This window comes from Enterobacter sp. SCRI0065, from assembly GCF_059766475.1.
The window spans coordinates 338576-359599 of record NZ_JCBAJB010000003.1; the positions used below are offsets into that span (position 1 = coordinate 338576).

The window sequence follows — 21024 nt, forward strand, 5'->3', positions numbered from 1 at the left end:
CGCTAGCGACCATAATGAAATCATAAAACAACGTCGCTGTGCTGTATGACCCGGATAACAGGCAAAACGTTAACCGATTTCCAGGAATACTGAATGGAACTTTTGACCCAACTGCTTAATGCCTTATGGGCTCAGGATTTTGAAACCCTGGCCAACCCGTCCATGATTGGCATGCTCTATTTCGTCTTGTTTATGATTCTGTTCCTTGAGAACGGACTGCTTCCTGCCGCGTTTCTGCCTGGCGATAGCCTGTTGGTACTGGTGGGTGTGTTGTGTGCTAAAGGTGCAATGGCCTTTCCGCAAACGGTTATTCTGCTGACGATTGCCGCAAGCCTTGGTTGCTGGGTGAGCTATATCCAGGGGCGATGGTTGGGCAATACGCGTATCGTCCAGAACTGGCTTTCGCATCTTCCTGCACATTATCATCAGCGCGCGCATCATCTTTTCCATAAGCACGGCCTTTCCGCACTCCTTCTTGGCCGTTTTATCGCTTTTGTCCGCACCCTGCTGCCGACCATCGCGGGCCTGTCCGGCCTGAGCAGCGCGCGCTTTCAGTTCTTTAACTGGATGAGCGGCCTGCTGTGGGTCCTGATTCTGACCTCATTGGGTTATCTGCTGGGCAAAACCCCGGTATTCCTGAAATACGAGGACCAGTTGATGTCATGCCTGATGCTACTGCCTGTTGTGCTGCTGGTCTTTGGGCTGCTCGGTTCGCTGTACGTCCTGTTGAAAAAGAAATACGGGACCCGGGGTTAACATGGTCATCACGCCTCTCTCCGTGCGCCGTTTGTCCTATGCCTTAATTGCGCTGCTGATCCTGAGTGCAACAATTCTGGTATGGACAGCGGTTCAGCATCAGGAGTCCACGCTGGCCATTCGTCCGATTGGTCAGGGTGTCAGCGTGCCGGATGGGTTTTCTGTCTGGCACCATCTTGATGCCAACGGCATCCGTTTCAAAAGCATTACGCCGCAAGACGATATCTTACTGATCAAATTTGACTCCAGCGCGCAAAGTGCGGCAGCAAAAGTCGTTTTAGAAAGCTCCTTACCTCACGGTTACATTATTGCGTTGCAGGACGACGATAGCCGGACGGCGTTGTGGTTAACGCGTCTGCGCGATACTTCGCATCGATTCGGTTAATTACGAAGATTCTGAATATTTTCACTCACTTTGGTGATTTTGCCGTTTACTTACTATGCTTAAGTACGCGGAGCACCGACAGATGTTCTCCGCGTAGTGACTGGAATAGCGGTGTTTCTTCGGGAATGCCCTAACACAATGGAAGGTTTCAATAATGAAATACCGCATTACTCTTGCCATAGCCCTTTTTTCAATCAGCACCGCATCCTTCGCTAACACTTTGTGTCAGCAAAAGGAGCAGGAAATCCAGCGCGAGATCGGTTATGCCGAGAAGCATAACAATCAGCACCGCATCGACGGCCTGAAAAAGGCACTTAGCGAAGTGAAATCCAACTGTACGGACAGCAAGTTACGCGCCGAACATAAGGAAAAAATCGCTGAGCAAAAAGACGAAATTGAAGAACGTCGTCAGGATCTGAAAGAAGCAAAAGAGAAAGGTGATGCGGATAAGATTGCCAAGCGCGAGGAAAAGCTGAAAGAGGCTCAGGAAGAACTTAAAGCCCTTGAAGCTCGCGATTATTGAGTTAACGGAAATCACACAGGAGAAAATCATGTCTAAAGATACTACTTCAGAACACCTGCGCGCTGAGTTGAAATCCCTGGCGGATACCCTGGAAGAGGTGCTGAACTCTTCAACCGATAAATCGAAAGAAGAGTTGAGCAAACTGCGCAGCAAAGCAGAAAGTGCGCTGAAAGATAGCCGCTATCGCCTGGGTGAAACCGGTGATGCGCTGGCGAAACAGACCCGCGAAGCCGCAGCACGCGCTGACGAATACGTTCGCGATAACCCGTGGACGGGTGTTGGCATTGGTGCCGCAGTGGGTGTGGTACTGGGCGTTCTGCTGACGCGTCGCTGATTATGGAAGATCCTCGTCACGCACAGGGGCCTGCAAAAAACGTCCTCGGCATCGGCCAGCGTATGTTAACCACGCTGGTTGGTATTGCCGAAACGCGCGTCCGGCTGGCGGTAGTCGAGCTGGAAGAGGAGAAAGCTAACCTCTTCCAGATGCTGCTGATGTTAGGACTCACCATGCTCTTCGCCGCGTTTGGTTTGATGAGCCTGATGGTATTAATCATCTGGGCCATCGATCCGCAATATCGTTTAAACGCGATGATAGCCACCACCGTTGTGCTATTGGTTGCGGCATTGATTGGCGGGATCTGGACCATGCGAAAAGCGCGCAGTTCAACGTTATTGCGCCACACTCGTCAAGAGCTGGCCAATGACCGGACACTGCTGGAGGACGACAAGCCGTGAGCAGCAAAATCGAGCTTCGAAAGCGTAAAGCGCAGTTGTTAGGCCAGATACAGCAACAGCGGCTGGATCTGTCAGCCAGTCGTCGCGACTGGCTCGAAGTGACGCGTTCTTACGATCGTGGCTGGAGCACGCTTCTCAGCTTACGCTCGTGGGCATTGGTTGGCAGTAGCGTTATGGCTATCTGGACGGTACGTCATCCCAGCATGTTTGTCCGCTGGGCCAGACGTGGTTTCGGTGCCTGGAGCGCCTGGCGGCTGGTGAAAGCCACAATGCGTCAGCAGCAATTGCGGTGATAAAAGCAAAACGGTAACTCAGGTTACCGTTTTTTGTTTTGCGCGCACTCACTCAATATCTTTGAAGAAGATTGACAGTTTTCCTTGCTAACAATTATCACTCGTCACGTTTATTATCCTCTCCATCGACAGCAAACACTCGGTATCCCCCCGGTTTTGCACACAAATAAAAATCAGCAGCCATTGTGGTTCCCTGGAGAGTAAAATGAAAAAATTAGAAGATGTTGGTGTACTGGTCGCGCGCATTTTGATGCCTATTCTGTTCATTACCGCAGGCTGGGGCAAAATCACCGGTTACGCAGGTACACAACAATATATGGAAGCAATGGGCGTTCCGGGGTTCCTGCTGCCGCTGACCATTCTGCTTGAGTTCGGCGGCGGTCTGGCGATTTTGTTCGGCTTCCTCACCCGCACCACCGCGCTGTTTACCGCAGGCTTCACCCTGCTGACCGCGTTTATCTTCCACAGCAACTTTGCGGAAGGCATGAACTCCCTGATGTTCATGAAAAACCTGACCATCGCAGGCGGTTTCCTGCTGCTGGCTATCACCGGTCCAGGCGCGTTCAGCATCGACCGTGTACTGAATAAAAAGTGGTAATCACGCTATACTGATTAAACAAAGCGAGGAGATTTCTCCTCGCTTTTTGCTTTCCAGAGGAGAAAAAAATGGGACAACTCGTTGACGGCGTTTGGCAAGATACCTGGTATGACACCACATCCACTGGAGGACGTTTCAAGCGTTCCGTTTCGGCCTTCCGCAGCTGGCTTACAGCCGATGGCGCGCCGGGCCCTAATGGTGAAAGCGGATTTGCGGCTGAGAAAGATCGTTACCATCTGTACGTTTCCCTCGCCTGCCCGTGGGCCCATCGCACGCTGATCGTGCGCAAACTCAAAGGACTCGAATCCTTGATTCCTGTCTCCGTCGTCAATCCGCTGATGCTGGAAAACGGCTGGACCTTCGACAGCGATTTCCCGGCGGCTACCGGCGATGACCTTTATCATCATGATTTTCTCTATCAGCTCTATTTGCGTGCTGACCCGCAATACACCGGGCGCGTCACTGTTCCCGTGTTGTGGGACAAGAAAAACCAGACCATTGTCAGTAATGAATCGGCGGAAATCATCCGCATGTTCAATACTGCATTCGACGCACAGGGTGCCCGCGCCGGAGATTACTATCCGGTAGCGTTGCGCGATAAGATCGACGAGATAAACAGCTGGATCTACGACAACGTGAATAACGGCGTCTACAAAGCGGGTTTTGCAACAAGCCAGGAAGCCTACGACGAAGCGGTCGAGAAAGTATTTGAATCGCTTGAACGTCTGGAGCAAATCCTGGGTCAGCATCGCTATCTGACGGGCGATCGCCTGACAGAGGCAGATATTCGCCTGTGGACCACGCTGGTACGCTTCGACCCGGTTTATGTCACCCATTTCAAATGCGACAAACACCGCATCAGCGATTACCTCAATCTTTACGGTTTCCTGCGCGATATTTATCAGATGGACGGCATCGCTGACACTGTCGATTTTGACCATATCCGCACCCACTATTATCGCAGCCACAAAACCATTAACCCGACGGGAATCATTTCGATTGGACCCTGGCAGGATCTTGATGAGCCGCATGGCCGCGACGTTCGTTTCGGTTAATTATTCAGGGCATCAATTGATGCCCTTTTTAAATTCACAATTTGCATCTATCCTTACCTTGATTGCTTTAAAAACAAGTGATTGACTGATTATCGAGGTAAGGGAATATGGACTGGTATTTAAAAGTTCTGAGAAACTACGTTGGCTTTGGTGGCCGCGCCCGCCGCAAAGAGTACTGGATGTTCATTCTGGTGAACTTCATCCTCGCGATGGTGCTGGGAATTATCGACAGGATCCTGGGCTGGGAGCGCGCCGGTGGTGAAGGCATTCTGACCACAATTTACGCAATACTGGTGTTTCTGCCCTCATGGGCGGTGGTTTTCCGTCGACTTCATGATACCGACCGTTCGGCCTGGTGGTTGCTGTTGCTGTTGATCCCGGTGATCGGCTGGCTGGTGATCCTGATTTTTAACTGCCAGAACGGCACCCCCGGTGAAAATCGTTTTGGACCGGATCCAAAATTAAATGCCTGATGAATCGCCCGGCGGCACACCGATCGCCGGGCCGACTTTGCGCACTACTTATTGGCGAACAGCTTAGGGATTTCGCGCAAACACCACGATTTTGCCTCGCCCATGCTGTCGCGACGCCAGGCCATAATGATATCCACCTCGCTGCTGTATTCCGGGCTGACCACCCGCAGACGCCCTTCAGCAATATCCTTTTCGACAAACGGATACGGCATCGTCGCCACACCTAAGCCCGCCAACAACGCCTGACGTTTATCTTCAAGCGAGGTGACCGTCAAACGCGGCTGTTTATCCAATAGCTGTACGGTCAATACCGGACGCTCGCGCGCGGTATCCGCCACCGCCACGCCGCGATACTTCACGCGGGTCACTTCGGATAATGGCTCAGCCTCCTGATGAATCGGGTGATTAGGTGCCGCAACGTACACGTTCATCACGCTGTAGAGCTTTTTCGAGTTGATCTCTGAAGATGAACGGAAGTGCATATCCGGCGCGATCACGATATCTGCCCTGCCCGTTTCCAGACGCTCCCACGCCCCGGCTAACACCTCTGTAATCACCGAAAGCTGCGTATTGGCTTTGGTCGCCAGCCGCTCTACCAGCGGGAACAGCGCCGACGTCGGCACCAGCGCTTCAGTCACCAGCGTTAGATGGGTTTCCCAACCACGCGCGAGTGCTTCGGCGTCGGTGGTCAATTTATCGGCGGCTTCCAGCAGAACGCGTCCACGCTCCAGCAGCATACGGCCAACATTGGTGAATTTTGTTCGGTGACCGGAACGATCGAATAACACCACGTCCAGCTCTTCTTCTAACTTTTGCATGGTGTAGCTCAGCGCAGACGGAACGCGCCCCAGCTCGTCTGCCGCAGCGGCAAAGCTGCCACGCCTGTCGATCGCGTCCATGACGCGAAGCGCCTCAAGCGTCAATGCTCTCTCTTTTGCCATCTCGTTCTCATTCAGGAAATTTGAACATACCGGGCAGAATATCTGGCTAACAATGAAGCGTCCATACCTTTACCATTGTTTTAGTGTAAAGAGAGGTCAGTTTTATGATTACGACAAGAACAGCAAAACAGTGCGGACAAGCCGATTTCGGTTGGCTGCAGGCCCGCTACACCTTTTCCTTTGGACACTACTTTGACCCAAAACTGCTCGGCTATGCCTCACTGCGCGTGCTGAATCAGGAAGTGCTCGCACCGGGAGCCTCCTTCCAGCCACGCACCTATCCGAAAGTGGATATCCTGAATCTGATTCTGGAAGGCGAAGCAGAATATCGCGACAGCGAGGGCAATCATGTTCAGGCGAAGGCGGGCGAAGCGTTGTTAATATCAACGCAGCCAGGTATCAGCTATAGCGAACATAACCTCAGCAAAGACAAAACGCTGACCCGCATGCAGCTATGGCTGGATGCCTGCCCGGAGCGGGAAAACCCGCTGGTGCAGAAGATCAATTTGAGCGGGGATAAGCAGCAGTTGATTGCCACGCCGGACGGCAGCAACGAGAGTTTGCAACTGCGCCAGCAGGTGTGGCTGCATCATATCGAGCTGAAAAAGGGTGAACAGGTTAGCATCCAGCTCCACGGTCCGCGCGCTTATCTGCAATCGATCCACGGTACGGTACATGCGCTGACGCACTCGGAAGAGAAAGAAGCGCTCACCTGCGGTGACGGGGCGTTTATCCGCGATGAAGCGAATGTAACGCTGGTAGCCGACACGCCACTGCGCGCGCTGCTCATCGATTTGCCGGTGTAACGTAAACCCTCCCCCGGACCGTACACCCCTATGGGGAGAGGGTTAGGGTTAGGGTGAGGGGATGCCATTACACCTTACTCGCCATAATCTCAATAATCTGCCTGTCAGTTGCCTGCATCGACCGGCACGCTAGCGAGCATAGGTTGGCGATAGACTGCTCGACGTCATGCGCCACGATCCCTTCGTTGCCGGTCACGGCAGAATCATCGAGCGCCATCATCACCGATTTCCAGGCGCTGGTGACGCTGGTTGAGACTTTCATTGCGCAGCTGTTCGATGCGCCGTCACAAATCATCCCGCTGACGTCGCCAATCATGCTGCCGATCGCCATGGCGATCGACTCATATCGACCATCCATCAGCCACGCCATCCCTGCCGCCGACCCCATACCCGCTGTCGTCGCAGCACACAGTGCCGACAACCGCGGCAGCTGATGATGGATGTAAATCGCCGACAGGTGCGAGAGCATCAGCGCGCGCGCCAGCTTTTCGTCATCCGCCTGAACGTGTTCAGCCACGACCAGCACCGGCATGGTAGCGGTAATGCCCTGATTGCCCGACCCAGAATTGCTCATCGCGGGCAGCGTCGCGCCGCCCATACGAGCATCCGATGCGGCGCTGGTGCGGATCACAATATCTGACCCCAAATCCCGCGCGATCAAACCGCGCACTTGCTGTTTACGCAGCGTCGCACCGATATGTAACCCCCAGCCGCCGGTTAACCCCTCCTGAGAAAGCGCATCGTTTAAATGCGCCGCCTCCAGAATAAAGCGGATGGCCGGGAACGGCACCTGTTCGACAAACGCCAGAATCTGCGACAGCGTCGTTTGCGAGAGTATCGCCAGCGGATCGTCGGTACAGCATTGCTGCTCCTGGTCGAGCATGAAACGGGTTTCTCCTTGATGCTCAATCTTTACCACCCGCGTATGCCCGCCAGCAATCGTGACGCTTGCCGATTCCCCCTCTGCATACACGCAAGCACGGCTATAAAGAATGTCGTCACAGGGCTCCTGCAATTTTACCTGCACATGTCCAGAGGCAAGCAGGAACTTAGCCCTGTCGAGAGCCTCGCCGGAGACGCTTTTCAGCACCTCCAGCCCGCTCTGCGCATCGCCACCGATGGCACCCAGCGCGGCTGCAATCGGCAAGCCCACCATGCCGGTGCCAGGCACCGTTACACCCAGCCCGTTTTTCATTAAATTCGGCGAAACCCACGCGTCGATGTGCGTGATCTCCCCGTCCAGTTGCTCGGCTGCAATCGCACAGGCCAGTGCCAGTGAGATAGGCTCGGTACACCCCAGTGCAGGCTTAACCTCTTCCTGCACCGCGCGAATAAACAGGTTCCACAAAGGATTCATTTGCTCAGACATCGTTACGACCTTAATTGCGCCTTATGAGAAAGCGAGGAAAGGAGAAACACAAAGCAGCAGCCCGGTAATGATAATAATCACCAGCGACACGCCTTTATATTTGTGTAGCGCAGGGACCTTATAGACCAGCCACGCGGGAATTAAGCAGCCCACCATGCCGAAAATCGGGCTACAAATTGAGGTGAAGCTCAGCACCGGCGCGTTTAACACAATGGCGCTCCAGGCCAGCAGAATGGCGAAAACCATGATGCCGCGCTGCACGGTACGTTCATTAATTTTGTCGGCCGGCATTTTACGACGCAGGATATTCATCACGATGCCCTGCGTGGCTTCGCGAAAACCAAGATAAACACCAAAGAAGGCGGTCATTACAGCAAAGATATTCAGGATCACGCTGACAATTTTGACCCAGCCCGCGCCGTCGCCGCTAATAAACTGCGCAGCAATCGCCAGGGCAGAAATATTCTGCTCATACGCTTTGACCGCTTCGTCATGCCCCATCGCCAGGGTAAAAGACACCGCGTAGAAAAAGACCGTCACAAACAGAATACCAAACGCAATATTCATCGCCCGCAGCGCTTTATACCGCGCGGCTTCAATGGACTTAGCGCGTGATCGATAAGAGATAACCATCGGGCTCAGCGTCTGAATAAACAGAATGGAGGTTAACGTAAACGGTAGCGTGATAATGGCGTTTTTAATCAGCAGGCCCATCGGCGGCAGCGTACCCGCGTTATAAAGATGCCACATGCCAATCATCGACAGCCCCAGCGCGGCGACCACCAGCAGTTTGGTCAGCACCATCAGGCTCGATACTTTAAACAGCAGCTTTTCACCCCGCGAGGAGATAGCTACCAGAATACAAATCAGGAATAAGCCGTAAAACGGGTTTTCCGACAGCAGGCCCTCGGTTACGCCAAAGGTATGCAGATAAGATGCACTGTCGTTGGTTATCGCCGTGGAATAAACAAACATCCAGATAACCAACATCACGAAATAGAGCGCTCCTAACAGGATGCCCCAGTTTTTACCGAGGTAACCGCTAATAACGCTCGGGTAATCTTTACACTCCGGTGATTCCGCCAGCGTATTGATAAACAAGCGCTGGAAAAGATACATGGCCGGATAACCAATAATGGATGAGAGCAGGAAAACCCACAGCCCCATTAGCCCCACCTGAACCGGGAGAAAAACAATTCCCGCGCCGATCGCCATCCCGATACTCATGATGACCCAACCGGTGTCGTTACTGTCGAATTTAATCGCTTCCTGCCATTCACTTTCACTCATTCCCGCCCGTCTTGCCGCCGGGGAGTCATTTATAACCACGCTGCTATTTGTCGCCGTTTCCATTAGGCACTCGCTTATTTTGTAGGGTAGAACGTTATTGTTATGGGTATCTACTCACCAGCGATAATGAGTCGAATCATTGCAGATGCTTATTATTGGAATAAAAAGATCATACCGAGGAGACGGGAGAAAAAAGTCACAATATTTGTGTGGGTTTTCGTGCCAGGAAGGAAAATTTACTCTTTATTTGATGAATATAGAAAATATTTTCTAACAGTGATGCAGTTCAAAGAAATAAAAAGCCCGCACGGCGGCGGGCAGAAAATCAGTTAGCCAGCGCATCGGCCATATCGGATTTCACCTGTTTGCGCTGTTCTGGCGTCAGAACCTGGCTTACGTCGAAATAGTATTTAACGCGGTAATAGCGTGTCTGTTCTTCAATCTTACTGAAGGCAGCCAGCTGATTTTTGACGACGCTTTCATTCCACTTACCGTCCTGGAACATATCGATCAGCGCGCCATCTTTTACGCCGGTCATAGGGATCTTGCTGACGTTGTCTTCCAGTTTCTGGTGCAAGTCTTCAATCTTTTTCACCTGGTCGTTGCTCAGCTTGAGATGCTGAACGAGCGGATCCTGAGCCGGTGACGGCGCAGCCTCAACATTTGCGGCTTGCGCTGCAAAACTGCAAAAAGCCAGTGACGCGGCAACCAAAGCAATACGGGTCATTTTCATCATCTTACTGTCCTTCAATACTGTTTAGGGGGGGAACAGGTGCATTGTTTTTCAAGACTGGATGAATATGTGTGATTAATTATATAAACAATTTTGTATGTTAAGCGGACAAAAAAAGCCCCCTGTCGGTAAGGGGGCATGGTAGCTGGTTTAGGCTAGATTGCCTGAGTAAACGTTCGTGAGATAACGTCCTGCTGTTGTTCACGAGTGAGAGCATTAAAGCGCACCGCATAGCCCGATACGCGGATCGTCAGGTTCGGATAATTCTCTGGATGTTCGATAGCATCCATCAGCATTTCCCGATTCATCACGTTCACGTTGAGATGCTGCCCGCCTTCAATGGCGGCCTCATGGTGGAAATATCCGTCCAGCAGGCCAACCAGATTGGTTTTGCGCACGCCTTCGTCTTTGCCCAGCGCCTGCGGCACGATGGAGAAGGTATAGGAAATCCCGTCTTTGGCGTAGGTGAACGGCAGCTTCGCCACTGACGTCAGCGAGGCAACCGCGCCTTTACGGTCACGACCGTGCATCGGGTTCGCTCCCGGCGCAAACGGCGTACCACCGCGACGGCCGTCCGGCGTATTGCCGGTCTTCTGGCCGTACACCACGTTCGAAGTGATGGTCAGAATCGACTGAGTCGGTACCGCGTTGCGATAGGTTGGCAGCACCTGAATTTTCTTCATAAAGCGCTCAACCAGATCGCAGGCGATGCTGTCCACGCGATCGTCGTTGTTACCGTATTGCGGGTATTCCCCGTCGATAACAAAATCCACCGCCAGACCGGTATGATCGCGAACCGGCTGAACCGTCGCGTATTTGATGGCCGACAGTGAATCCGCCGCCACCGACAGGCCAGCTATCCCGCAGGCCATCGTGCGATGAACATCGCGGTCGTGCAACGCCATCAGCGAAGCTTCATAGCTGTATTTATCGTGCATATAGTGGATGAGATTCAGCGCGCTGATGTACTGCACCGCCAGCCAGTCCATAAAGTGATCCAGGCTCGCCATCACGGTGTCGTAGTCCAGCACGTCGTCCAGCAGCGGCGCAGTTTTTGGCCCAACCTGGATTTTCAGCTTTTCATCCACCCCACCGTTAATTGCGTACAGCAGAATTTTGGCGAGGTTGGCACGCGCGCCAAAGAACTGCATCTGCTTGCCAATCACCATCGGGCTGACGCAGCAGGCGATAGCGTAATCGTCGCTCTCAAAGTCAGCACGCATCAGATCGTCGTTTTCGTACTGTAGCGACGAGGTGGCAATGGACATTTGCGCCGCGTACTTCTTAAAGGCAATCGGTAATTGTTCAGACCACAGAATCGTCAGGTTCGGCTCCGGTGCCGGCCCCATAGTGTGCAGCGTGTGCAGATAACGGAACGACGATTTGCTCACCAGCGTGCGACCATCCAGCCCCATGCCGCCGATCACTTCGGTAGCCCAGATAGGATCGCCGGAGAACAGCGTGTCAAATTCCGGCGTGCGCAGGAAACGCACCATGCGGATCTTCATGATGAAATGGTCGATCAGTTCCTGCGCCTGGATCTCATTCAGACGCCCGGCCTGCATATCGCGCTCAATATAAATATCGAGGAACGTCGCCGTGCGACCGAGCGACATCGCCCCGCCGTTTTGCGATTTCACCGCTGCCAGATAGGCGAAGTAAAGCCACTGTACGGCTTCCTGCGCGTTCATCGCCGGTCGCGAAATGTCGCATCCGTAACTCGCCGCCATCTCCTGGATTTGCAGCAGTGCGCGCCGGTGCTCGGACAGCTCCTCACGCAGGCGGATCGTGGCTTCGAGATCTTCACCACGCTCCATTTTTAGTTGTAGATCGGCAAACTGTAGTTCGCGCTCGCGCACCAGATAACTGATGCCGTACAGCGCCACACGACGATAATCACCGATGATACGTCCGCGACCGTAACCATCCGGCAGGCCGGTGAGCACACCGGACTTACGGCAGCGCATCATTTCTGGTGAATACACATCGAACACACCCTGGTTATGGGTTTTGCGCAGATGCGTGAACAGGTATTCGAACTGCGGATCCATTTCGCGTCCGTAGGCTTCGAACGAGCTGCGGATCATGTTGATCCCACCGTACGGATGCAGCGCGCGCTTCAGCGGTTGATCCGTTTGCAGGCCTACGACGGTTTCGAGATCTTTTTCAATGTATCCCGGCCCGTGTGCCGTAATGGTGGTGGCGACATTGAGGTCAAAATCGACCGGGGCATGAGTGGCGTTTTCCTGGCGGATGCCCTCCATCACCTTTTGCCACAGCGCCGTCGTTGCAGACGTCGCCTGCGCAAGGAAGGATTCATCGCCCTCGTATGGGGTGTAGTTGTGCTGAATAAAATCTCGCACGTTAATGCTGTCCTGCCAGTCGTTGCCGCGAAAGCCGGCCCACGCGTCGCTGTAGGGCGCGGCGCGAGTATCCATCGTTACCTTCATGATTTTCTCTCTGTATCAGGCGTAAACAGCAGCTGGTTGAACCTTTCCAAGACGGATGGCATCCAGCGCAATCATTTTTTCTTCGTTAGTCGGGATAACGGCGCAAGGCACGCGAGAATTATCAGTGGTAATAATTCGCTCACCCGCGCTACCCGGAAGGGCATTTTTCAGAGGATCCAGCTCGACGCCGAACACCTTCAGACGGTCCGTCACCAGCTGGCGGATCAGTTTTGAGTTCTCCCCAATACCGCCGGTAAAGACGATTCCGTCCAGGCGATGAAGAGAGGCCGCATGCCCGGCAATGTGACGCGCGATACGGTGCACGAAGGTTTCAATCGCCAGACGGGCGCGTTCGTGCCCGTCATGCCACGCTTTCTCCAGCGCGCGCAGGTCGGAAGAGAGGCCGGAAATACCGAGCAAACCAGACTCTTTATTGACGACACGCTCCAGATCCTCGAGCGATTGACCGGTTTGCTGCGCAATCCACGCCATCGCGCCAAAATCGACATCACCGCAGCGTGTGCCCATCATCAGCCCCTCCAGCGGCGTCATCCCCATTGAGGTATCCACGCTTTCGCCGTTACGGACCGCGCAGATAGACGCGCCGTTACCGAGATGAGCAATCACCAGCCCGCTGTCGTCTTGTGGAATATCTAGCAGCGCATAGGCCTGCTGAGCCACATAGCGATGCGAGGTGCCGTGAAATCCGTAGCGACGCACGCCAAGCTCTTCAAAATAACGATAAGGTAAACCGTATAAATACGCCTGAGGCGCAAGCGTCTGGTGGAAGCTGGTATCAAAAACAGCCACCTGCTGAACGCCAGGGAAAAGATGCGCTGCCGCTTCAATGCCGCTGAGGTTGGCGTAGTTGTGCAGCGGGGCCAGCGGCGAAATCTGGCGGATCTGCTCAATAACAGCTTCCGTGATCGGAGTGGACTCGCTAAACACGCTACCACCGTGGGCGATACGGTGGCCGATTAAGGCCACGCTACCCATCAAATTGCGCGTTTCAAGCTCCAGGGCGATGGCTGCCAGCGCCCCTTCGTAGTCCTTGCGAGCCAGCGATACTGGCTCGCCCCCGTTCACGGATATAAAGGCGTTGTCCGTGTTAACGCCGTCCGCGATGCCGGTGATGAGCGCGTCGCAACTTGCTGCATCCAGCACCGAAAACTTCACAGAAGACGAACCACAGTTAATTACCAGTACAACCGGAAACTCAATCATGTCTTTACTCCGCTCTTCCTGAGCAATAAATCAGAACAGTTTGTAAACGATATTCAGAATGGTCAGCAGACCAATCGCGGTAACGAAAAGGTTCTCGGTTCTGCCTCTGAACTTCGCCAGGGCCGGGACTTTACGGATAGCGAACATCGGCAGCAGGCACAGCAGAGAAGCGATAATCGGCGCACCCATGGCTTCGATAAGGTCGAGAATGTTCGGGTTGGCGTAAGCAACGACCCAGGTTGAACCCATGATGAAGATCATGCTGATGGTGTTCAGTTTGCCGACGGAGACTTTCTTCTTATCGCCCTTGTAACCAAACTTCAGCACCAGACCGTTCAGCCCTTCCAGCGTGCCCAGATAGTGGCCGAAGAAGGATTTGAAAATTGCCACCAGCGCGATGATTGACGCGCCGTATTCCAGCACGGTCGCAAACGTCGATTTGGTGCCAGTCATGGTCGCGAAGTGGTTCGCCAGGTAAGAGAGCACCGGAATGTTCTGCGCTTTGGCTTCCGCCATATTCTGCGGAGAGAGCGTGAACAGGCAGCTAAAGGCGAAGAACATCACCACTGCCACCATCAGCAAGCTGGCGCGGCCAATGATTTTGGAACATTTCTGCTCGGTAAACTCTTTACCGAATTCGCCTTCGTACTCTTCACGCTTGGAAACCACAAACGAAGAGACAATCGGTGAGAAGTTAAAGGAGAACACCATAATGGATATCCCCAGCCAGACGGTGACCAGAATGCCATCATGTCCGGTAAAGGCGAGGTCGCTCATACTCACCTGGTCGATAACCGCCGAGTTCCAGTAAGGGATCAGCGACAGGGAGATAAGGATCAGGCTGGCAATGAACGGGAACACCAGGAAGCTCATCACCTTCACCATCAGGTCTTTACCAAACCAGATAACGAACGCCATCAGCAGCAGCAGGAACAGGGCAACAAAGCCGCGGTTTAGCGCCGGCATCTGGAGCTGGTTTTCCCAGAAGGTCATAAAGGTGTTGGTAATGGTGACGCCGTAAATCCACAGCAGCGGGCAAATTGCAAAGAAATACAGGAAGGTGATCACCACCCCGCCGGTTTTGCCAAAATGCTCTTCGACCGTTTCGGTGATGTTCCCGGAAGGATTACTGCCGGACAGGCACAGACGAGCCAGCGCGCGGTGGCAATAGAACGCAATCGGATAGGCCAGCACCAGCATCAGTAAAATAGGGATCAGGCCGCCAAAGCCTGCGCGAATAGGAAAGAATAATACGCCTGCGCCGATTGCCGTACCAAACAGCCCTAGCGTCCAGGTCGTGTCGGATTTTCGCCAGGACGACGTTTTTGTCTGACCGACGATAATGCTTTCAGTGTTGCTCATAAATTATCCTTTTATGTTATGCGTCAGCGAAGCCGGTAATTTGTGAAACGCGAGAGAGGTCGATATTACCGCCAGAAATAATACTGACCGTTTTACGACCCTGAATATAATGATCCAGCTTGCCACTTAATAATGCGGCGGTCGCCAGCGCGCCTGCGCCTTCGGTGACCACTTTATTACGTTGAATAAGCGCGATCATGCTATTGCGAATATCGTCTTCACTGACCAGTACAATGTCATCGACCAGTTCACGAACGATTTCGAAGGTTAATTTACCAGGGCGCGACACATCGCAGCCGTCAGCTAATGTGCTGGTGGTACGGTGGTTCATTATTTCCCCGGCATAATAGGACGCCGCCATGCCGTGAACGTTTTCTGATTGCACGCCGATAATATTAATCGTCGGGTTAATGGATTTAATCGCGGTAGCAATACCGGCAATTAAACCGCCGCCGCCAATGGGCACAATCACGTTGTCGACGTCGTACAAGTCTTCCAGGATTTCCAGACCAATGGTTCCTTGACCCGCGATCACCAGCGCATCATCGTAAGGTGGGATAAAGATACGGCCTTCCAGCTCAACGATTTCGCTGACCTTAGCGATGGTGTCGTTAAAGTTATCACCATGCATAACAACTTCGGCAGAGTAGTCGCGCGTTGCCGCAACTTTGGATTTCGGCGCGCCCATCGGCATCACCACTTTGCCATCGATACCCAACATCGCACAGGAAAGTGATACGCCCTGCGCGTGATTACCTGCGGAACAGGCCACCACGCCTTTGCGTTTTTCTGCCTCGGTCAGCGAGCTTAATTTATTAAACGCGCCGCGAATTTTGAAAGAACCGGTACGCTGCATGTTTTCAAACTTGAGATATATTTCACCTTTGCACTGTTCGCTTAAATAGTTCGAGCGCGGCATACCGGTTTTATAAATTTTCCCAGCCAGTCGTTTGCGGGCAGCTTGTATTTCTTCAATCGTTACCGGAAGATCGTAAGTAATGTGCATATAATCCTCTTTATAATAATAAATGTTTTTAAAGCAAAACCTGGGTGTCGACGCCTAATGGTAATCGTCGGTTATTCAAAATTGTTAAAGCTGAGTTGCTTATTCAGTTATTACAAATTGCTTTCGCCTTTCACTGTTTTGTGCGGAATAAAGCTTTGCCAACTCCACTAATACCGAAGCGGATTTTTTGATTCGATAATTCTTTGACCATACCGCCGCGTAACGCGCAACGGGTAATTCCTCTTCCACCGGCAGCACGATAAATTGGTCCGAGCCGAAGGGCGCAATCATGTCACGAGGAATGACGGTGAGATAATCAGCATTGAGAACCAGGTTATAGATGGTGACAACGGAGTCGGTCTGAACGATGTTTTCAATACTGATGTGGTTGTTCTTGAGGGTAGTAAGTAATTCTTTGTAGTAGCCCATGTCGGTTTGCGGCATCACCCACTGTTCATGCGTGAGCGATGCCAGGGTCGTCGGACCGGTGCATGTTCGTGACTTGCTGGCCACCAGCACAAATTCGGATTCAAACAGCGGCTCTACGTGCAAATCTTGCAACAGCATTTCATCGCTCAAGGTGCCAATAGCAAAATCCAGCCGACCATCGCGAATCGCAGGAAGGAACGATGACAGCTGCGCTTCAAACATCGATACCCGTGCTTTTGGGAACACTTCTTTGAATTTTTTGATCATGCTTGAGAGGAACGTAAAGCCGATCAGCGATGGATATCCAAAAGAGACATCAATAACGGTGCTGAAGCTGAGGTTGTTCATTTCACTGACCATGTTCTTCATTTCACGGGTGATGGACTCGGAGTACGCCAGCAGGGTTTGCCCTGCGCTGGTCAGCTTTACACCGGTGTTCTTACGCACAATCAACTCAACGCCAAAGTAAGTTTCGATATCGTTGATGATTTTGCTGACAGCGGGTTGTGTCAGGCCAAGCTGCCGGGCGGCAGAACCAATGGAGCCACTTTTAATGACTTCCTGAAATACAACGAGGTGTTGTGTTTTCGGTAGAATAATAGTGTTCGTCATATTCTGCGCTTATTTCCTTATCCCGATGCAGAATTGTACTCATTATTGATGGCAGGGGTATGTGCTGTTACTCACAAATTACTTTTGCGCTTAGTTTTCCTGTCTATAAGCAACCCTTTAAAGAATTATAAATCAATGAGTTACCATTAATTTTATCATCACATTGCCTGATATTGATCAATAAAATTCAGAGAGATAAATTTATTTTATGGCGATAACCACGATGTATTAATGACAATTAAACAGCGGCAATAAAGGCTATATTTCAGGCAATTAAAGATTAATAAACCATCATGAGTCTGATTAAACATTATTGTAAATTATCAAATAAGCCAGTAAATAACCGACCAGCAGGGTGAAAACAGTCGGATACATCACACATTCACGGGGCGAATGTATTGGATATCAAAGTACGTGTAATAAACACGAAAACTATAAGAAACAAATTAGATACAAAAACAACACTCTTACAACACTAAAAAATCGCCATTTTGCAGCGTGTAATTTTGTGATTCCGATCGTTATCTCGTTCGATATCGCTACATTTATTATAAAAGCAGTGAAATGTGCTTATTGTCGCAAATATGACAATTCGTGCCGGGGACCAAAAGCAAAAAACCCCGCCGAAGCGGGGTTATGCGAAAAGGTGAAGCTGACCGATAAGCCGGGTTCTGTCGTGGACAGTCATTCATCTAGGCCAGCAATCGCTCACTGGCTCAAGCAGCCTACCCGGGTTCAGTACGGGCCGTACCTTGTGAACCCCTATTTGGCCTTGCTCCGGGTGGAGTTTACCGTGCCACGGACTGTTACCAGCCGCGCGGTGCGCTCTTACCGCACCCTTTCACCCTTACCTGATCCCGCTTGCGCGGGCCATCGGCGGTTTGCTCTCTGTTGCACTGGTCGTGGGTTTCCCCCCCAGGCGTTACCTGGCACCCTGCCCTATGGAGCCCGGACTTTCCTCCCCTCCGCCCGTATCCCCCCGAAAGGGGACGGCGACGAAGCGGCGACTGTCTGGTCAGCTTCGGCGCGCAGTATAGAGGGTTTACGCCCCGCTGTCACCCTTGCGTGTGCATCCCCACCTGCAAAGTCGCCGCAATATTGCGAGACGCGCGATAAATGTTGTCAGATGCCCCGCGGAAGGCCTCTTCCAGTGAGCTGACGCTGTTCAGCACGCTAAAAACGGCGTCGATACCGTACTGATGGACGATACCCACATCGCGGGTCAAACTGCCTGCAATACCGATAACCGGCTTGTGGTATTTTTTGGCGACGTTCGCCACACCTACCGGCACTTTGCCGTGAATGCTCTGGCTGTCGAGACGCCCTTCCCCCGTCAATACCCAGGTGCAGTCGTGGATATGTTCTTCCAGATTCAATGCCTGGGTGACAATCTCAATCCCGCTGCGCAGTTCCGCACCGAGGAACGCCATTAACGCTGCTCCCATGCCGCCCGCAGCGCCTGACCCAGGCACGTTTTTAACATCGATCTGCAATGATTTTTTGATGACATCAGCATAGTGGCTGAGGTTTCTGTCGAGTTCGACGATGGTCGCTTCATCGGCCCCTTTCTGTGGCCCGAAAATACGCGATGCACCCGTCTCGCCAATTAACGGATTCGTCACGTCACAGGCCACTCGAATCGTGCAATCTTTCAACCGAGGATCCAGCCCGGAGACGTCAATACTGTTCAACGCCATCAGGCTGCCGCCGCCGTAGCCAATCTCTTTGCCGTTGGCATCGCACAGTTTTGCGCCCAGCGCCTGCACCATCCCGGCACCGCCGTCGTTGGTGGAGCTCCCGCCGATACCAATAATGATATTGCGCGCCCCTTTATCTAGCGCATCGAGGATAAGCTCGCCCGTTCCGCGTGAAGTGGTCACCAACGGGTTACGTTTGGCCGGAGGAACCAGTGCCAAACCACTTGCCGCTGCCATTTCGATAATCGCTGTTGCGCCATCGCCAGAAATTCCCCAGCAGGCGTTAACTTTCTCGCCCAACGGGCCTGTGACAACAACGTGTTGCTCTGTCCCCTGCGTGGCGGCAATCATCGCTTCGACAGTGCCTTCTCCTCCATCCGCGACGGGCACAGAAACATACTGAGCATCGGGAAAAATTTCCCGAAATCCTTTTTCTATCGCCTGTGCTACCTCAGAGGCAGAAAGGCTTTCTTTATAAGAGTCAGGGGCGATTACGATTTTCATAGGGGTAGCCTGTTACTGCACAACGCCGGATGGTGTTTCTTATCCGGCCTACAGAGTAGGCCCGGTCAGCAAAGCGCCACCGGGCCTTACGTCGTTAGCGAGTGACTTCCACTTTCGCCAGTTTTTCGTAGTAGCATGCAATCGCGCTATGGTCGGCATTTCCCAGGCCATCCGCTCGCAGCGCCTGCATCATTTCCATCACCGCAGCGGTGAGCGGCAGTTGAGCGCCCACACCGTGCGAGGTATCCAGCGCGTTAGCCAGATCTTTGATGTGCAGATCGATACGGAAACCAGGCTTGAAGTTGCGATCCATCACCATTGGCGCTTTGGCATCCAGCACCGTACTGCCCGCCAGACCACCACGAATGGCCTGATACACCAGATCCGGGTTGACACCCGCTTTGGTCGCCAGAGTCAGCGCTTCAGACATCGCGGCGATATTCAGCGCCACAATCACCTGGTTCGCCAGCTTGGTGACGTTGCCCGCGCCGATATCACCGGTATGCACCACGGAACCGGCCATCGCTTTAAGCAGATCGTAATATTTATCGAAAATAGCTTTGTCGCCGCCAACCATCACCGACAGCGTGCCGTCGATCGCTTTGGGTTCACCACCGCTGACCGGTGCGTCCAGCATATCCACACCTTTTGCCTTCAGCGCTTCGCTAATTTCGCGGCTCGCCAGCGGTGCGATGGAGCTCATATCAATGACCACCAGCCCCGGCTTCGCGCCTTCGATAATGCCATTTTCACCCAGCGCCACCTCTTTGACGTGCGGAGAGTTTGGCAGCATGGTGATTATCACATCGCACTGCTCGGCAATCGCTTTTGCCGTAGTCGCGGTTTCTGCTCCGGCGGCAATCAACTCAGCAATCACTTCTGGATTACGGTCAGACACCACCAGCGAGTAACCTGCTTTAATCAGGTTTTTACTCATTGGTTTACCCATGATACCCAGGCCAATAAAACCAACTTTCATCGTCATAATTTCTCTCTTTCTGTCAGTGGTGATTATTTCTTAAAGGAATCGGCTAACTTCTGCGTGGCAGAGCGGAATACGCCGAGGTCGCTGCCTACGGCGACAAAGGTTGCGCCCCACTCCAGGTAACGACGGGCATCCACTTCAACCGGTGCCAAAATACCGCTCGGTTTACCGTGCGCTTTAGCACGGGCGAAAATGTGCTGGATGGCGTGCTGCACGTCCGGGTGATTGGCATTGCCGAGGTGGCCTAATGCCGCTGCCAGATCGCTTGGGCCGACGAAGATGCCATCGACGCCGTCAGTGGCGGCGATAGCATCGACGTTATCCACACCGTGCTGGCTCTCAATCTGAACCAGGATGGTGATGTTTTTGTTCGACTGCGCAAAATAGTCCGGCACGGTGCCAAACATGTTGGCGCGATGAGAAACCGATACGCCACGAATGCCTTCCGGCGGATAGCGCGTAGAGGCCACCGCCTGCACGGCTTCTTCAACGCTTTCTACAAACGGGATCAGGAAGTTGTAGAAGCCGATATCCAGCAGGCGTTTGATGATGACCGGTTCGTTCGTCGGCACGCGTACCACCGGGGCGCTGTGGCTGCCCTTCAGCGCCATCAGCTGCGGAATAAAGGTGGTCACATCATTTGGCGCATGTTCACCGTCCAGCACCAGCCAGTCGAAACCGGCCAGACCTAACACTTCGGTGCTGATTGGGCTTGCCAGCGCAGACCAACAGCCAATCTGAATCTCTTTCGCCGCCAGAGCCGCTTTAAACTTGTTCGGGAAAATATCGTTACTCATC

Annotated in this window: 22 protein-coding genes and 1 other RNA gene; 10 read left to right on the forward strand and 13 right to left on the reverse strand. The window is 52.8% G+C overall.

Annotated features, from left to right (window positions below; all coding sequences use genetic code 11):
- Nucleotides 1-93 precede the first annotated feature (93 nt).
- The 9 genes from yqjA to AC6EMZ_RS11670 all read left to right on the forward strand — a co-directional run bounded on the left by yqjA (nucleotide 94) and on the right by AC6EMZ_RS11670 (nucleotide 4818).
- A complete protein-coding gene (yqjA, locus tag AC6EMZ_RS11630; protein ID WP_498402648.1) occupies nucleotides 94-756 on the forward strand; it encodes a DedA family general envelope maintenance protein YqjA in 663 nt (220 codons plus the stop codon).
- Between the two features lies 1 nt (nucleotide 757).
- Nucleotides 758-1141 (forward strand): EnvZ/OmpR regulon moderator MzrA, encoded by a 384-nt coding sequence (gene mzrA, locus AC6EMZ_RS11635; RefSeq protein WP_498402649.1) that lies wholly within the window; start codon nucleotides 758-760, stop codon nucleotides 1139-1141.
- 154 nt (nucleotides 1142-1295) lie between these two features.
- Complete coding sequence (locus tag AC6EMZ_RS11640; protein ID WP_498402650.1) at nucleotides 1296-1664, forward strand: DUF1090 domain-containing protein; 369 nt, start codon at nucleotides 1296-1298, stop codon at nucleotides 1662-1664.
- A gap of 28 nt (nucleotides 1665-1692) precedes the next feature.
- A complete protein-coding gene (locus AC6EMZ_RS11645; RefSeq protein WP_015960536.1) occupies nucleotides 1693-1998 on the forward strand; it encodes an ElaB/YgaM/YqjD family protein in 306 nt (101 codons plus the stop codon).
- 2 nt (nucleotides 1999-2000) lie between these two features.
- Nucleotides 2001-2399, forward strand: coding sequence for a phage holin family protein (locus AC6EMZ_RS11650; protein ID WP_498402651.1), 399 nt, complete (start codon nucleotides 2001-2003; stop codon nucleotides 2397-2399).
- Complete coding sequence (locus AC6EMZ_RS11655) at nucleotides 2396-2692, forward strand: YqjK-like family protein (protein ID WP_498402652.1); 297 nt, start codon at nucleotides 2396-2398, stop codon at nucleotides 2690-2692. The genes AC6EMZ_RS11650 and AC6EMZ_RS11655 overlap by 4 nt, the downstream gene beginning before the upstream one ends.
- A gap of 205 nt (nucleotides 2693-2897) precedes the next feature.
- Complete coding sequence (locus AC6EMZ_RS11660; RefSeq protein ID WP_059177397.1) at nucleotides 2898-3290, forward strand: DoxX family protein; 393 nt, start codon at nucleotides 2898-2900, stop codon at nucleotides 3288-3290.
- Nucleotides 3291-3358: 68 nt separating this feature from the next.
- The gene (locus tag AC6EMZ_RS11665) at nucleotides 3359-4345 is read left to right on the forward strand and encodes a glutathione S-transferase family protein (protein WP_498402654.1); all 987 of its coding nucleotides are present in this window, start codon (nucleotides 3359-3361) and stop codon (nucleotides 4343-4345) included.
- 107 nt (nucleotides 4346-4452) lie between these two features.
- Nucleotides 4453-4818: a DUF805 domain-containing protein gene (locus tag AC6EMZ_RS11670; RefSeq protein ID WP_498402655.1), complete on the forward strand. Its 366-nt coding sequence runs from the start codon at nucleotides 4453-4455 to the stop codon at nucleotides 4816-4818.
- 44 nt (nucleotides 4819-4862) lie between these two features.
- Here AC6EMZ_RS11670 and AC6EMZ_RS11675 read toward each other — a convergent pair whose 3' ends face one another.
- On the reverse strand, nucleotides 4863-5759 hold the full coding sequence (locus AC6EMZ_RS11675) for a LysR family transcriptional regulator (RefSeq protein ID WP_498402656.1): 897 nt from the start codon (nucleotides 5757-5759) through the stop codon (nucleotides 4863-4865).
- 104 nt (nucleotides 5760-5863) lie between these two features.
- Between AC6EMZ_RS11675 and AC6EMZ_RS11680 the strand changes: the two genes are divergently transcribed.
- Nucleotides 5864-6565 carry a pirin family protein gene (locus AC6EMZ_RS11680; RefSeq protein WP_498402657.1) on the forward strand — a complete coding sequence of 234 codons (702 nt, stop codon included), beginning with the start codon at nucleotides 5864-5866 and terminating at the stop codon, nucleotides 6563-6565.
- 67 nt (nucleotides 6566-6632) lie between these two features.
- On the opposite strand, the gene AC6EMZ_RS11685 is transcribed toward AC6EMZ_RS11680, so the two are convergent.
- From AC6EMZ_RS11685 to garL, 12 genes are all read right to left on the reverse strand, one after another.
- Nucleotides 6633-7934, reverse strand: coding sequence for an L-cysteine desulfidase family protein (locus AC6EMZ_RS11685; protein WP_498402658.1), 1302 nt, complete (start codon nucleotides 7932-7934; stop codon nucleotides 6633-6635).
- A 21-nt stretch (nucleotides 7935-7955) separates the two neighbouring features.
- Complete coding sequence (locus tag AC6EMZ_RS11690) at nucleotides 7956-9287, reverse strand: SLC5/6 family protein (RefSeq protein WP_498402659.1); 1332 nt, start codon at nucleotides 9285-9287, stop codon at nucleotides 7956-7958.
- Nucleotides 9288-9549: 262 nt separating this feature from the next.
- Complete coding sequence (locus AC6EMZ_RS11695; RefSeq protein ID WP_498402660.1) at nucleotides 9550-9960, reverse strand: Spy/CpxP family protein refolding chaperone; 411 nt, start codon at nucleotides 9958-9960, stop codon at nucleotides 9550-9552.
- A 152-nt stretch (nucleotides 9961-10112) separates the two neighbouring features.
- On the reverse strand, nucleotides 10113-12407 hold the full coding sequence (pflB, locus tag AC6EMZ_RS11700; RefSeq protein ID WP_498402661.1) for a formate C-acetyltransferase: 2295 nt from the start codon (nucleotides 12405-12407) through the stop codon (nucleotides 10113-10115).
- Between the two features lie 15 nt (nucleotides 12408-12422).
- Nucleotides 12423-13631, reverse strand: a complete 1209-nt coding sequence (tdcD, locus tag AC6EMZ_RS11705) for a propionate kinase (protein WP_498402663.1) — start codon at nucleotides 13629-13631, stop codon at nucleotides 12423-12425.
- 30 nt (nucleotides 13632-13661) lie between these two features.
- Nucleotides 13662-14993, reverse strand: coding sequence for a threonine/serine transporter TdcC (gene tdcC / locus AC6EMZ_RS11710; protein ID WP_498402664.1), 1332 nt, complete (start codon nucleotides 14991-14993; stop codon nucleotides 13662-13664).
- 16 nt (nucleotides 14994-15009) lie between these two features.
- Nucleotides 15010-15999 carry a bifunctional threonine ammonia-lyase/L-serine ammonia-lyase TdcB gene (gene tdcB / locus AC6EMZ_RS11715; RefSeq protein WP_498402665.1) on the reverse strand — a complete coding sequence of 330 codons (990 nt, stop codon included), beginning with the start codon at nucleotides 15997-15999 and terminating at the stop codon, nucleotides 15010-15012.
- A gap of 99 nt (nucleotides 16000-16098) precedes the next feature.
- Nucleotides 16099-17040: a transcriptional regulator TdcA gene (gene tdcA, locus AC6EMZ_RS11720; protein WP_498402667.1), complete on the reverse strand. Its 942-nt coding sequence runs from the start codon at nucleotides 17038-17040 to the stop codon at nucleotides 16099-16101.
- Between the two features lie 644 nt (nucleotides 17041-17684).
- An RNA gene (gene rnpB / locus AC6EMZ_RS11725) (RNase P RNA component class A) lies at nucleotides 17685-18063 on the reverse strand.
- Between the two features lie 32 nt (nucleotides 18064-18095).
- Nucleotides 18096-19241 (reverse strand): glycerate 2-kinase, encoded by a 1146-nt coding sequence (gene garK / locus AC6EMZ_RS11730; RefSeq protein ID WP_498402668.1) that lies wholly within the window; start codon nucleotides 19239-19241, stop codon nucleotides 18096-18098.
- A gap of 94 nt (nucleotides 19242-19335) precedes the next feature.
- Nucleotides 19336-20229 (reverse strand): 2-hydroxy-3-oxopropionate reductase, encoded by an 894-nt coding sequence (garR, locus tag AC6EMZ_RS11735; protein WP_498402826.1) that lies wholly within the window; start codon nucleotides 20227-20229, stop codon nucleotides 19336-19338.
- Nucleotides 20230-20252: 23 nt separating this feature from the next.
- Complete coding sequence (garL, locus tag AC6EMZ_RS11740) at nucleotides 20253-21023, reverse strand: 2-dehydro-3-deoxyglucarate aldolase (protein WP_498402669.1); 771 nt, start codon at nucleotides 21021-21023, stop codon at nucleotides 20253-20255.
- Nucleotide 21024: the final 1 nt, after the last annotated feature.

Coding starts and splice junctions, on each gene's coding strand:
- yqjA (WP_498402648.1), top strand. CDS start 94: ATGGAACTTTTGACCCAACTGCTTAATGCCTTATGGGCTCAGGATTTT.
- mzrA (WP_498402649.1), top strand. CDS start 758: ATGGTCATCACGCCTCTCTCCGTGCGCCGTTTGTCCTATGCCTTAATT.
- AC6EMZ_RS11640 (WP_498402650.1), top strand. CDS start 1,296: ATGAAATACCGCATTACTCTTGCCATAGCCCTTTTTTCAATCAGCACC.
- AC6EMZ_RS11645 (WP_015960536.1), top strand. CDS start 1,693: ATGTCTAAAGATACTACTTCAGAACACCTGCGCGCTGAGTTGAAATCC.
- AC6EMZ_RS11650 (WP_498402651.1), top strand. CDS start 2,001: ATGGAAGATCCTCGTCACGCACAGGGGCCTGCAAAAAACGTCCTCGGC.
- AC6EMZ_RS11660 (WP_059177397.1), top strand. CDS start 2,898: ATGAAAAAATTAGAAGATGTTGGTGTACTGGTCGCGCGCATTTTGATG.
- AC6EMZ_RS11665 (WP_498402654.1), top strand. CDS start 3,359: ATGGGACAACTCGTTGACGGCGTTTGGCAAGATACCTGGTATGACACC.
- AC6EMZ_RS11670 (WP_498402655.1), top strand. CDS start 4,453: ATGGACTGGTATTTAAAAGTTCTGAGAAACTACGTTGGCTTTGGTGGC.
- AC6EMZ_RS11675 (WP_498402656.1), bottom strand. CDS start 5,759: ATGGCAAAAGAGAGAGCATTGACGCTTGAGGCGCTTCGCGTCATGGAC.
- AC6EMZ_RS11680 (WP_498402657.1), top strand. CDS start 5,864: ATGATTACGACAAGAACAGCAAAACAGTGCGGACAAGCCGATTTCGGT.
- AC6EMZ_RS11685 (WP_498402658.1), bottom strand. CDS start 7,934: ATGTCTGAGCAAATGAATCCTTTGTGGAACCTGTTTATTCGCGCGGTG.
- AC6EMZ_RS11690 (WP_498402659.1), bottom strand. CDS start 9,287: ATGGAAACGGCGACAAATAGCAGCGTGGTTATAAATGACTCCCCGGCG.
- AC6EMZ_RS11695 (WP_498402660.1), bottom strand. CDS start 9,960: ATGATGAAAATGACCCGTATTGCTTTGGTTGCCGCGTCACTGGCTTTT.
- pflB (WP_498402661.1), bottom strand. CDS start 12,407: ATGAAGGTAACGATGGATACTCGCGCCGCGCCCTACAGCGACGCGTGG.
- tdcD (WP_498402663.1), bottom strand. CDS start 13,631: ATGATTGAGTTTCCGGTTGTACTGGTAATTAACTGTGGTTCGTCTTCT.
- tdcC (WP_498402664.1), bottom strand. CDS start 14,993: ATGAGCAACACTGAAAGCATTATCGTCGGTCAGACAAAAACGTCGTCC.
- tdcB (WP_498402665.1), bottom strand. CDS start 15,999: ATGCACATTACTTACGATCTTCCGGTAACGATTGAAGAAATACAAGCT.
- tdcA (WP_498402667.1), bottom strand. CDS start 17,040: ATGACGAACACTATTATTCTACCGAAAACACAACACCTCGTTGTATTT.
- garK (WP_498402668.1), bottom strand. CDS start 19,241: ATGAAAATCGTAATCGCCCCTGACTCTTATAAAGAAAGCCTTTCTGCC.
- garL (WP_498402669.1), bottom strand. CDS start 21,023: ATGAGTAACGATATTTTCCCGAACAAGTTTAAAGCGGCTCTGGCGGCG.